Annotated in this window: 9 protein-coding genes; 1 reads left to right on the top strand and 8 read right to left on the bottom strand. The window is 64.4% G+C overall.

From position 1 onward, the window contains the following. Positions 1 to 100 precede the first annotated feature (100 nt). Positions 101 to 1,726: a DEAD/DEAH box helicase gene (locus tag Q0718_RS01760; protein ID WP_298912567.1), complete on the top strand. Its 1,626-nt coding sequence runs from the start codon at positions 101 to 103 to the stop codon at positions 1,724 to 1,726. Positions 1,727 to 1,729: 3 nt separating this feature from the next. Here Q0718_RS01760 and guaA read toward each other — a convergent pair whose 3' ends face one another. From guaA to tkt, 8 genes are all read right to left on the bottom strand, one after another. After that, positions 1,730 to 3,301 carry a glutamine-hydrolyzing GMP synthase gene (guaA, locus tag Q0718_RS01755; RefSeq protein WP_298912564.1) on the bottom strand — a complete coding sequence of 524 codons (1,572 nt, stop codon included), beginning with the start codon at positions 3,299 to 3,301 and terminating at the stop codon, positions 1,730 to 1,732. Positions 3,302 to 3,311: 10 nt separating this feature from the next. Then, positions 3,312 to 4,586: an RsmB/NOP family class I SAM-dependent RNA methyltransferase gene (locus tag Q0718_RS01750; protein WP_298912561.1), complete on the bottom strand. Its 1,275-nt coding sequence runs from the start codon at positions 4,584 to 4,586 to the stop codon at positions 3,312 to 3,314. A gap of 13 nt (positions 4,587 to 4,599) precedes the next feature. Further along, positions 4,600 to 6,057 (bottom strand): IMP dehydrogenase, encoded by a 1,458-nt coding sequence (gene guaB / locus Q0718_RS01745; protein WP_298912558.1) that lies wholly within the window; start codon positions 6,055 to 6,057, stop codon positions 4,600 to 4,602. A gap of 67 nt (positions 6,058 to 6,124) precedes the next feature. Next, positions 6,125 to 6,763 (bottom strand): RlmE family RNA methyltransferase, encoded by a 639-nt coding sequence (locus Q0718_RS01740; RefSeq protein WP_366523797.1) that lies wholly within the window; start codon positions 6,761 to 6,763, stop codon positions 6,125 to 6,127. Between the two features lie 83 nt (positions 6,764 to 6,846). Continuing rightward, positions 6,847 to 7,998 (bottom strand): Ppx/GppA phosphatase family protein, encoded by a 1,152-nt coding sequence (locus Q0718_RS01735; RefSeq protein WP_298912546.1) that lies wholly within the window; start codon positions 7,996 to 7,998, stop codon positions 6,847 to 6,849. Between the two features lie 129 nt (positions 7,999 to 8,127). Further along, positions 8,128 to 9,876: a SulP family inorganic anion transporter gene (locus tag Q0718_RS01730; protein ID WP_298912543.1), complete on the bottom strand. Its 1,749-nt coding sequence runs from the start codon at positions 9,874 to 9,876 to the stop codon at positions 8,128 to 8,130. 37 nt (positions 9,877 to 9,913) lie between these two features. Further along, the gene (locus Q0718_RS01725) at positions 9,914 to 10,339 is read right to left on the bottom strand and encodes a TIGR01244 family sulfur transferase (RefSeq protein WP_298912541.1); all 426 of its coding nucleotides are present in this window, start codon (positions 10,337 to 10,339) and stop codon (positions 9,914 to 9,916) included. After that, the gene (gene tkt, locus Q0718_RS01720; protein WP_298912538.1) at positions 10,336 to 12,330 is read right to left on the bottom strand and encodes a transketolase; all 1,995 of its coding nucleotides are present in this window, start codon (positions 12,328 to 12,330) and stop codon (positions 10,336 to 10,338) included. The genes Q0718_RS01725 and tkt overlap by 4 nt, the downstream gene beginning before the upstream one ends. Between the last annotated feature and the right edge of the window lie 133 nt (positions 12,331 to 12,463).

The following is a 12,463-nucleotide window of genomic DNA, read 5'->3' as shown; positions in this document are numbered from 1 at the left end:
CCTGTGTAGGGTGCGCTCGCCCGATAGGAGTGCGCGAGAGTCGCGCATATCGCCGCGCCTTTAATCCGACTGCCCGGCACCTGGCCCGAAAGACCCTTAAGTGAGCTCAAAAGACGATTCATTCGAAATCCCGCCCGACGCGCCTGTCGACACGACATTCAAGGAATTGGGTCTCGACCCGAAGATCCTGAAGGCGCTGGACGATATCGGCTACGAAACGCCAACCCCGATCCAGGCGGAGGCCATTCCGGCGGCGCTGCAGAACCAGGATGTGCTCGGCATCGCCCAGACCGGCACCGGAAAGACCGGCGCCTTCACCTTGCCGACCATGAACAAGCTCGCCAAGGGGCGTGCCCGGGCGCGCATGCCGCGCTGCCTGATCGTCTGTCCGACACGCGAATTGGCGGCGCAGGTCGCCGAGGATGTCGAGTCTTACGGCAAATACCTCAAGCTGGAGATGGCGTTGCTGATCGGCGGCGTCTCCTTCGGCGAACAGGACCGGAAGCTGACCAAGGGCGTGGACATATTGATCGCCACGCCGGGCCGTCTGCTCGACCAGTTCGAGCGCGGGAAGATCCTGATGACGGGCGTGCAGACGCTGGTCGTGGACGAGGCCGACCGGATGCTCGACATGGGGTTCATTCCCGACATCGAACGCATCTTCGAGATCACGCCGTTCACGCGGCAAGTCCTGTTCTTTTCGGCCACCATGCCGCCGGAGATCAAGCGTCTCGTCGATCAGTTCCTGCACCAGCCCGTCACGGTGCAAATCGCACGTCGCAATTCGACGGCCAAGACCGTCAAGCAGCGCATCGCGCGGGTGCCTTCGTCGGACGGCAAGCTCAAACGCACGGCGCTGCGCTGGATCATCGAACAAGAAGAGGTCGATAGCGGCATCATCTTCTGCAACCGCAAGAAGGACGTCGATATCGTCGCCAAATCCTTCACCAAACACGGGCTGAACGCCGAACCCATCCACGGCGACTTGCCGCAAAGCGTCCGCACCAAGACCCTGGACCGGTTCAAGGAAGGCTATATCAAATATCTCGTGGCGTCCGACGTGGCCGCGCGGGGGCTGGACGTCTCTTCCGTCAGCCATGTCTTCAATTACGATGTCCCCTTCCATAGCGAGGATTACATCCACCGTATCGGCCGGACGGGCCGCGCGGGCCGCAAGGGCGATGCCATCATGCTCGTCGCGCCGCTGGACGACAAGAATTACGACAGCATCCTGGACCTGATCGACAAGGAGTCCATCGAGGAAATCGACATACCCGACGTGGACGACATGCCGCGCGAAGGTCGCGGCGGATCACGCGGCGGGCGCTCGCCGAAGTCTCGGTCGTCCAACGGGCGTTCCAGAAGGTCGCCGTCGTCACGCTCGTCGTCGGGTGGATCTTCCGGCAGCCGAAAGTCTTCGCCAGTGCAGCGCGAGAACCCGCCGGAAGAAGTGCAGGTCGAGGACAAGCCCAAGACGTCGCGCACGCGCCGCGCGCCTTCCAAATCCGAATCCGGGGGCTCCAAAGCTGAAGAAAAGGCGACGGAGAGCCCGAAACGCGAACCGCGCAAACGCAGCCCGCGTCAGGACGCGTCCAAATCCAAGAAAGACGATAGCGACAAGCCTTCACGCTCATCCCGGTCGAACGACAGACCCAAGACCGAATCGTCGAAGTCCGGCAAGCAGACCGGTTTTGCGGGCGACATGCCCGCCTTCTTCAACCGCTAGGCGCTATTCCCACTCGATCGTGCCGGGCGGCTTGGACGTGACGTCGTAGACGACCCGGTTCACGCCCCTCACCTCGTTGATAATCCGCGTCGCGGTCTCGCCTAGGAAGTCGTGGCTGTAAGGGTAATAGTCCGCCGTCATGCCGTCCGTCGACGTCACGGCGCGCAGGGCCAGCACATAGTCGTAGGTCCGGCTGTCGCCCATCACGCCAACGGTCTGCACGGGCAGAAGTACGGCAAAAGCCTGCCATATGTCGTTGTAAAGCCCGTGTTTCCGGATCTGGTCGAGATAGACCGCATCGGCTTCGCGAAGGATGTCGAGTCGGGCAGCCGTGATCTCGCCCGGACAACGGATGGCGAGGCCCGGCCCGGGGAATGGATGGCGTTCGACGAAGTCCTTGTGTAGCCCCAGCTCGCGTCCGAGCGCTCTGACCTCGTCCTTGAACAGTTCGCGCAGCGGTTCGACCAGTTCTAGATCCATGCGTTCCGGCAGCCCGCCGACATTGTGGTGCGACTTGATGGTGACCGACGGCCCGCCGTCGAAGGACACGGACTCGATGACGTCGGGATAGAGCGTTCCTTGGGCCAGGAATTTAGCCCCGCCGATCTTCCCGGCTTCGCGTTCGAACACGTCGATGAACGTGCCGCCGATGATCTTGCGCTTGCGTTCCGGGTCGGACACGCCGTCGAGCTTGCCGAGGAACTCCTCGCTCGCATCCACATGGACCAGCGGAATGTTGTAATGGCCGCGGAACAATTCGGTGACCTGATCGCTCTCGCCCTTTCGCATCATCCCGGTATCGACATAGACGCAAGTCAGCTGATCGCCGATCGCTTCGTGGATCAGGACGGCCGCGACCGAGCTGTCGACACCGCCGGACAGGCCGCAAATGACCTTGCCGTCGCCGACCTGATCGCGGATCGCCTGCATCATCTCGCCCTTGAAGGCGGCCATGGTCCAGTCACCGTCGAAACCGGCAATCGCGTGGGTGAAGTTCCGCAGGATCGTCGCGCCGTTTTCCGTATGGACCACTTCCGGATGGAACTGGACGCCATAGAAACGGCGGGACTCATCCGCGATGGCCGCCAAAGGCGCATTGGGGCTTTTCGCTATGATTTCAAACCCGTCCGGCATGTCGCTCACCCGGTCCCCATGGCTCATCCAGACCTGTTCCCGGTCGGAGAGACCGTCGAACAGGGGCGAGCCCTGGGTGCTTTCCAGATAGGCCCGTCCGAATTCCTGCTCGTCGGACTTCTCGACTGCGCCGCCGAGTTGCGCCGCCATCACCTGTTGGCCGTAGCAAATGCCCAGCACCGGCACGCCAAGATCGAAGATTGCAGCGTCCGCGCGCGGGCTGCCCGCATCCGCCACGCTGGCCGGGCCGCCCGACAGGATGACGGCCTTGGGCGAGAAGTCCGTGAGAAACGCTGCATCGACCTTGTTGAACGGATGGATTTCGGAATAGACACCGCTCTCGCGAACGCGCCGCGCGATCAGCTTCGTCACCTGCGACCCGAAATCCACGATCAGCAGCCGCTCATGCTGCTGGATGATCCCGTCATGCTGCTCGGTCATGTCCAAAATCTCATGTCTGACGTTCCATCACTGCAAAGAAGAACCCGTCCGTGCCCGTCGATGCGGGCGTCAGGGTCAGGGTCAGCCCGTCCTCGGACCAGGGTTTAGGGCCGTCCGCGCCGAAACGTTCCTCGAACACTTCCCCAGCCGACAGGAGCGCGAACCCCTTATTGCGTTCGAGGAAGGCATAGACCTGCGCTTCGTTCTCCTCGGCCAGCATCGAGCAGGTGACGTAGAACAGGAAACCGCCGGGCCGAACGAATGCAGACCCTTGGTCCAGCACCGTCACCTGTTCCTTGCGGCGGCGCTCCAGCGCGTTTTCCGTCAGGCGCCATTTAGCATCGGGCTTGCGCCGCCACGTCCCCACGCCCGTGCAAGGCGCATCGATCAAGACGCGGTCCAGGGTGCCCTTCAGCGCCGGCAAAGCTTCGGCAGGCGGCGCGATGACATCGATGATGCTCGCCCCGGCCCGGTCCGCGCGTTGCCAGGTCGGTGCCAGCCGGCGCTTGTCGATGTCATAGGCGTGGAGCGCCCCGCGATTGTCCATGTCCGCAGCGATCGCGAGCGACTTGCCCCCGCCGCCCGCGCAATAGTCCAGAACCTTGTCGCCCGGCTGCGCCGCGCAGAGGAGGCTAACGAGCTGGCTGCCTTCGTCCTGGATCTCGAGCTTGCCGCGCTGATAGTCCTGCGTCGATTGGACGTCCGGATGACGGCCGAACCCGTCGACCGGCGGATGCCGCAATCCGATGGGCGACAAAGGCGTCGGCCGGGCGTCCGTCTCGATCCGGTCCCGCTTCGCCTTCAACGTGTTGACCCGCATGTCGAGCGGCGGACGCCGTGCCAGCGCCTGTCCTTCCAGAACCGCTTCGTCGGTGAAGTTGTTCTCGAAAGCCGGCCAAAGCCATTCCGGCACATCCGCTTGCACCCAGAGCGGCGCCTCGTTCAAATCGATGCGGCCTTGCAAGCGGTCTGTTTCGGCCTTCGAGAGCACGCTCGGCGCATGTCGGTCCTCGCCGAAATCGAGCTGTGACACCGGCACGCCGCACCCCCAGACGGTCGCCGCAAAAGCCAGCGCGCGCGGGCTGTCATCATCCATGCGGTAGGCGAAGCTGCTGCGACGCCGCAGCGCATCATAGACGATGTTGCCGATGGCGGCCCGGTCTTTCGATCCGGCGAAGCGGTGACCCTTCGCCCAGTCGCGCAGAGCCATGGCCACGGGGGTGCGGCGCGTCAGGATGTCCTGCAGAACCTCTTCCGCCGCCGAAATGCGTCCGCCCAGCCTCACGCGTCTGCGCCCGTCAACCCGGCATCGAATAGTTGGGCGCTTCGCGGGCGATATGGACGTCGTGAACGTGGCTTTCGCGCAGACCCGCCCCGGTTATGCGGACGAATTCGGCATTTTCATGGAAGGCGGCGATACTCTCGGACCCGGTATACCCCATGGAGGCGCGGACGCCGCCCAATAGCTGGTGCAGGATCGGTCCGACCGGGCCCTTATAGGCCACGCGACCCTCGATCCCCTCCGGAACCAGCTTCATGGTGTCGGACACTTCCTTCTGGAAATAGCGGTCGGCCGAGCCGCGCGCCATGGCGGCGACCGATCCCATGCCGCGATAGGCCTTGTACTGGCGGCCCTGATAGAGAAATACTTCGCCTGGGGCTTCCTCAGTCCCAGCCAGCAGCGAGCCGACCATGGCCGCCGCGGCGCCCGCCGCCAATGCCTTGGCCATGTCGCCGGAATATTTGATCCCGCCATCGGCGATGACTGGCACACCGGCTGCCTTGGCCGCTTTGCAGACATCCATGATCGCCGTCAGTTGCGGCACGCCCACCCCGGCCACGATCCGCGTCGTACAGATGGACCCCGGACCGATGCCGACCTTCAAGGCGTCCGCGCCGGCCTCGATCAGCGCTATCGCGGCGGCTTCCGTCGCGATGTTGCCGGCGATGACCTGTGTCTCCGGATGGCTCGCCTTGATGCGCGACACTTGCGCACCGACGGCGGAACTGTGACCGTGCGCCGTGTCGATGACCAATGCATCGACCCCGGCTTCGATCAGGGCGATTGCGCGGTCATAGCCCGCGTCACCGACCGTGGACGCCGCGGCGACGCGCAAGCTTCCGCTGTCGTCCTTGCAGGCGTTGGGAAAGTTCAGCGCCTTTTCCATGTCCTTGACCGTGATCAGTCCGACACAACGGTAATCGTCGTCCACCACGATCAGCTTCTCGATCCGGTGCTTGTGCAACAACGTGCGGGCTTCGGCCTGTGTCACGCCGATCGGCGCGGTGACGAGATCGGTCGTCATCAGGTCGCGGACTTTCTGCTTGGGGTCGTCTGCGAAACGGACGTCGCGATTGGTGATGATCCCGACCAGCTTGCCGTCCTTTTCCGTCACGGGCAGGCCGGAGAAACTGTAGCGATTTCCCACTTCGGCCAGTTCGCCGCGCGTCGCGTCGGGCGAAATCGTCACCGGGTTGACGACCATGCCGGATTCGTAACGCTTGACCTTGCGCACCTCTTCGGCCTGTTCGTCGATGGACAGGTTGCGGTGCACAACGCCGATGCCCCCGATCTGAGCCATGGCGATGGCCAGCGGCGCTTCCGTGACCGTGTCCATGGCGGCGCTGATCAGCGGGACGTTCATGTCGATCCCGCGAGTCAGGCGCGTGTTCAGACGCGCTTGCGCGGGAATGATGTCGGACGCCTTGGGTTGCAGCAGGACGTCGTCGAAGGTCAAACCTTCTCGAATCTCCATCAGGAGCCTCCGTTCCATTTGCGAGCCGCCCCTATCAGGCATCCATCCGGCCCGCCACCCCAATTTGTCAGGGCCTGAACGATTTCGCGACGAGGTAGATTTCGGGTGAGCCCTTGCGCGAACTCTTCGGCTTGGCGTGACGGACGAAGTCGAACCGGTCGCGCAAACGCTTGAGCAGCATCTCCTCCGTTCCGCCTTGAAACACCTTGGTCACGAAATGCCCGCCGGGCTTCAGCACATCCATGGCGAACTCGGCCGCCGCCTCGACCAGCGCGACGGTCTTCAGATGATCTGTCTGCTTGTGGCCCGTCGTGTTGGAGGCGAGATCGGACATGACGAGATCGGGCGCCCGGACGAGATGGGCTTTCAACCGCTCCGCCGCGTCCTCGGCCATGAAATCGAAATGCAGGATTTCCGCACCGGGCACCGATTCGACCGGCAGGATGTCGATGCCGACGATCCGCCTTGCCCCGCGTTTGAAGGCCGCCTGCATCCATCCGCCCGGCGCGCAACCGAGATCGACGATCAGCGAATCCTTGCTCAGCAGGCCGAACTTGTCGTCTAGCTCTTCGAGCTTGAACGCCGCGCGCGAGCGGTAGCCGAGCTCCTTGGCCTTCTGGACGTAAGGATCGTTGATCTGGCGTTCGAGCCAGAGCTTGGAGCTGATCTTGCGGCCGCGCGCCGTCTTGACCTTCTTGGTCAACATGCGCGTCGCGTTGTCGGCATTCGGCTTGGTCTTGCGCGACCGCTTCTCGCCGCTCGGTTTGCCGCCGCTCATCTTCCGGTCGGTCATTCGGCTGCATCCTGGATTTCCGTCCGGGCGGGAGGCGACGGCTTCGCACCCATCAGGCCGATCAACATGCCTTCGCGCAGGCCGCGGTCCGCCACACGGATCATCTTGGACGGCCACATCTCGCAGATGACATCGATGATGGCGCAGCCGGCCACCAACATCCGCGCGCGGTCCGAGCCGATGCAGGGTTCCTTGGCGCGGTCTTCGGGCGAGCGCGAGGCCATATCGCGTGCGACCGCCACCGCATCGTGCGAGCGCAGCCAGAGGCCGTCCACCTTGTCGCGCTGATAGTAGGGCAGTTTCAGGTGAATCCCGGCCAGAGACGTGATGGTCCCGCTGGTCCCGACCAGATGCCCCCGGCCCTCTTCGAAGGCGCGGACGAAACGGGTATCGCAATTCTGGTCGCGGATCGCCTGGCGCACGGCCTCTTTCATGTCGCCATACCAGCGCTCGCGGTCGTCGTGCTCCGGCACATTGTCGGACAGGGTGACGACGCCCAGCGGCAGCGAACACCAAGCGCTGATCGGCGGGCGATGGATCTTGTGGGTTTCCCCGTCGCGCAATTTGCGCACATCGACCCAGGACAATTCGGTCGAGCCGCCGCCAATGTCGATCACGAGCGCGACATCCTTGGTCTTGTCGATCAGCTTGATGCATCCCATCACGGCGAGCCGCGCCTCGACCCGCGGCGAGATGACTTCGAGCGAGATGCCGGACTCGGACTTCACCCGGTCGAGGAAGTCCATACCGTTCGAGGCCCGGCGGCAGGCTTCGGTCGCGACGCAGCGCCAGCGCTTGACCTGCTTGGCCTTCATCTTGCGTGCGCAGACTTTAAGCGCCTCGACGGCGGCGTCCATGCTGTCTTGCGCCAGCTCGCCCGTATGCGCCAGATCCTGGCCCAGCTTCACGACCTTGGAATAGCTGTCGATGACGCGGAAACCGTCACGGGTTTCGCGTGCGATCAGCAGACGGCAGTTATTGGTGCCCAGATCGATCGCGGCGAAGGTGCGGCTGCGACTGCCGCCCGGACGGCGACCGTCGCGAGCGGGTTTGTTGCGTCGCCTTGCCCGTCTCCGTGCCGTCTCGGGCGCAGCTGTTCCGTCGGGAACTTGCGCGGGCGCGGAGCCGGACCTTTCGTCGTCCGGCATGGCCTGTTCTTTCCATCGCGGCTGCCGGGTCGCGCGGTCCGCAGAGCGCGCGCCGCCTGGCATCCTTCTGATTTGCTTGACGATACGCTTAGACAGGCTCGCGCCGACGCGCAAGCGATCGATTTAATCTCAGTGAATGTCGATATGGTCGTCCAGGAAAGACCAGTCCGGGCCGGGCTGCAACGCTTCCATGGCCTCGTGCTGGGACAGGAAGATCTGGCCGGTCAGCCGGTCCAGGAATGTGGACCGGAACAGGCGCTCGCGCACCCGGCTCTGCATGTCGGAGAAATGCAGCCGGATGTCGGCCGACTTCAACCGGTTGTTGATCGTCTCCAGCGAACTGAGCGCGGAGGCGTCGATCCGGTTCACCGCCGTGCACATCAGGATCAGGTCGGTCAGCTCCGGGTGGGTGGACACGACTTGCGCGACACGGTCTTCCAGCGTCCGCGCATTGGCGTAATAGAGGCTCTCGTCGATCCGCAACGTCTTCACCTGGTCGTTGGTCTCGACCACGAAGCGTTCGGCGTCGCGGTAATGTTCCGTGCCCGGAAAGCGGCCGACCAGCGGCATGTGCGGATTGACCGTCGTCTTGATGTGCAGCGCCATGGCGAGCACGACGCCCGCGAGCACGCCGTATTGCACGCCGAGCAGCAGGACCGACAGGAAGGTGGCGATCGCAGTGAGCCCGTCCATGCGCGAATAGACCCAGGTCCGCCAGATGGAGCGGAAGTCCAGCAGGCTGAGGCAGGCGATGATGATGAGCGCCGCGAGCACGGCCAGCGGCAAAGGCTGCAACAAAGGCGTCAGGAACAAGGCCGTTATCGCCATCATCCCGGCGACCATGACGCCCGACAGCGGGGTTTCGCCCCCGGCGGCGGCATTGACCGCCGAGCGCGACATGGAACCGTTGATGGGGTAACCGCCCGACAGGCCGGACGCGATATCCGCCGCGCCGAGCCCGAACAGCTCCCGGTTGCCGTTGATCGATCCGCGCTGCCGCGCCGCCAGTTCCTGCGACGTGGAGGTGCTGTCGACGAAGGACACGATGGCGATGACCGATGCGGGGATGAGCAGCGCGCGCATCAGGTCGGTCTCGATCATCGGAATGCGGAAAGGCGGCAGACCGCCCGGCACCTTGCCGACCACGGCGAGACCATACTGGTCCAGCGAGACCATCCAGCTGACCAGTATGAAGACCGCGATGATCAGGATCGGCGCCATCCGGGACGCCATCTTGGCTAGATTGCTCGACACACCGGCCCTGACGAGCCTGTAGGCAATGCTGTTGCGCGCCAGGTAGAAGGCCATCAGCGCGACGGCACCGACGAGCAGCGCGACCACCGTGACGTCGCCGATCTGCGCCCTGAGGTTCTCGACCATGGCCAGCGCCGTCCGCCCGCCGCCATCCACGCCAAGAACGTGCCGCAACTGACTGATAATGATTAGGAATGCCGCACCGGTGATGTAGGCCGAAACGACCGGTCGGGCGACGAAGTTCATCAGGAAACCGGCTTTGAGGATGCCGGCGACGATCAGCATGGATCCGACCATAAGCGCCAGCGCGGCCGCGCCGACGATGCGTAGCTCTTCCGGCAGTTCCGAGATCGTGTTCGCCGTCATCAGGGAGATCACCGCCGTGGGGCCGACACTGAGCTGGCGAGAACTTCCCAGCAATGCGTAAGCCAGCAAGGGCGTTATCGAAGCGTAGATCCCGACTTTGGGCGGCAGGCCGGCCAGCATCGCATAGGCCAGCGATTGCGGCACGAGCAGGATGGTGACGACGATGGCCGCAACGAGGTCGCGCGTGAAGATGGAACCCGAATAGTCGCCGATCCATCCCCATTGGGATTTGACGGCGGATCTGAGCCGGCCTTTCACGACAGCGGGCCGATCGGCGCGTCTGTGGCGCCGGGCGTCAGTCCGCGCTCCGCCCGGCGAAGTCGGTCAAGGGTCGGCGGATCCGCTCCAGATCGTACCCGGCCGCGGCCAGCGCATCCATGACGGCGTCCACGCCCATCCGGTCCACATGGGCGAAACCCCACAGCGCGGCCGAGCGCATGCCCGACGCGCAGAATGTCACGATGGGTCGCGGCGCAGTCTCGTAGGCCTTCAGCGAGGCTTCGATCAGGCCGGGCGTCAGCCCTCCCGCCATCGGAATGTGGAAATAGTCGAGCGACGCGGCCATGGCGGCCTGCTCCAACTCATCGGACATGGGCTGCAAGGGCGCTTCCTGGTCGGGCCGGTTGTTGATGAAGCTCATCACGCCCTGCTCGGCCAGCGCCTGCAGCTGGGCCGGCATGAGCTGGCCCGTCACGAAGACATCTCCCGGCAACTCCTTCACCGGGCAAGCCGGTGCTTGGCCGCGCGGTAGACGGCGTTGGCCGTGATGCCGAAATGTTCGAACAGTTCCGCGCCGGGTGCCGACGCCCCGAACCCTTGCATGCCGATGAAGGGGTCGTCGCGGCCGATCAGTGCGTCCCACCCTTGGCGTATGCCGGCTTCGATCGCGACTTTCGGCAAATCCTGCCCCAGGACGGAGCGAATGTAGTCGGCGTCCTGTTCCATGAAGACATCGTAGCACGGAATGGACACGACGCGGGCGGAAATGCCGTCTTCGCCCAGCCGCTCGGCCGCTTCGACGCAGAGATGCACTTCCGAGCCGGTGCCGATCAGCACGATATCGTCCGCCCCCTCCCCGGCGCGCAGCACGTAACCGCCGCGTTCGCACCAGTTCGTGGAGGCATCGTCGCGCACGGCCGGGACGTTTTGGCGGGTCAGCGCCATGACGCTGGGGCCGTCCGCGCGCTGCACGGCCAGTTCCCAGCACTCCGCCGTCTCCACCGCATCGGCGGGGCGGTAGGTGTAGACGTTGGGGATGGCGCGCAAGGACGCCAGATGCTCGACCGGCTGGTGCGTGGGACCGTCCTCGCCGACGCCGATGGAATCGTGGGTGGCGACGAAGATCGACCGGATTCCCATCAGGCCCGCCAACCGGACCGACGGGCGGCAATAATCCATGAAGACCATGAACAAACCCGAATAGGGTATGATTCCGCCATGCAGGGCCATGCCGTTCATCGCGGCCGCCATGCCGTGTTCGCGGATGCCGTAATTGATGTAGCGGCCGTCGTAGCGTCCGGCCTGGATCGCATCGGACGTGGCGGGGGTTTTCGTCTTGTTGGACCCTTCTAGATCGGCGGATCCGGAGACCATGTCGGTCAGGAGCTCGGTGAGCGGCACGAGCGCCTTGCCGGATGCGGCCCGGGTCGCCAGCGTCGGCTGTTCACGCGCGACCGCGTCCTTGTAGGTCTGGAACGCGTCCAGCCACCCCTCGTTCAGCTCCCCCGCCACGGCGCGCTCGAAATCGTCTTTCACGTCCGAGGCGGACAGGCGGTCCTGCCATTCGCGGTTGGCCTTGCGACCCTTGCGGGCGGGCCGCTTCCAGAGTTTGTAGACGGAATCGGGTATTTCGAACGGCGCATGTTTCCAGCCGATCGCCTCCCGCACGCCGGCGATTTCATCGTTGCCCAGCGGCGATCCGTGCGCCTTGTTGAGACCCGCCTTGGTGGGCGCGCCTTTTCCGATCGTCGTCTTGCACGCGATCAGCGTCGGCCTGTCCGATTTCTGCGCGCGGCGCAGGGCGCTGGCGACCTTCTGCGGATCGTGGCCGTCCACGGCGATCACCTTCCAGCCCGACGCCTCGAAGCGTTTCTTCTGATCGGTCGAGTCCGACAGGCTGACGGCCCCGTCGATGGTGATATCGTTGTCGTCCCACATCACGATGAGCTTGTTCAGCGCCAGGTGACCCGCCAGGCTGATCGCCTCCTGGCTGATCCCTTCCATCAGGCAGCCGTCGCCCGCGACGACGTAGGTATGATGATCGACCAGTTCGTCGCCATAGCGCGCATTGAGCTGACGCTCCGCGATAGCGAAGCCGACTGCATTGGAAATGCCCTGCCCCAGCGGTCCGGTCGTCGTCTCCACGCCGGGGACGTGGCCATATTCGGGATGGCCCGCCGTGATGGAGCCGAGCTGGCGAAAATTGCGGATCTGGTCCATCGTCACGGCCTTGTAGCCGGTCAGGTGCAGCAGGCTGTAGATCAGCATCGAGCCGTGACCCGCCGACAGGATGAACCGGTCGCGATCGGCCCAGCCCGGATCGGACGGATCGAATTTCAGGAATTTCGAGAACAGAACCGTCGCGGCGTCCGCCATGCCCATCGGCATGCCCGGATGGCCGCTACTCGCGCGCTGCACCGCATCCATGGACAAGGCGGTGATCGCGTTGGCCATGTCGCGATGGTCGCGCTGGCTTTTCGAAAGCTCGGTCATTTGCGCCCCCTGCCATGAAAAGACGGCGGCGTTAACCCGGCATGACCGGAGTTTGTGGACGAGCGGGAGACCAGCGCCGCACACGGCTCTGGCCAGTCCGCCCAAACGGGCCGGCCAAAGACGACGCAAAGGC

The organism is uncultured Algimonas sp. (genome assembly GCF_947498175.1).
GTDB lineage: Bacteria > Pseudomonadota > Alphaproteobacteria > Caulobacterales > Maricaulaceae > Litorimonas.
This window is presented reverse-complemented; position numbering and strand designations above follow the sequence as displayed.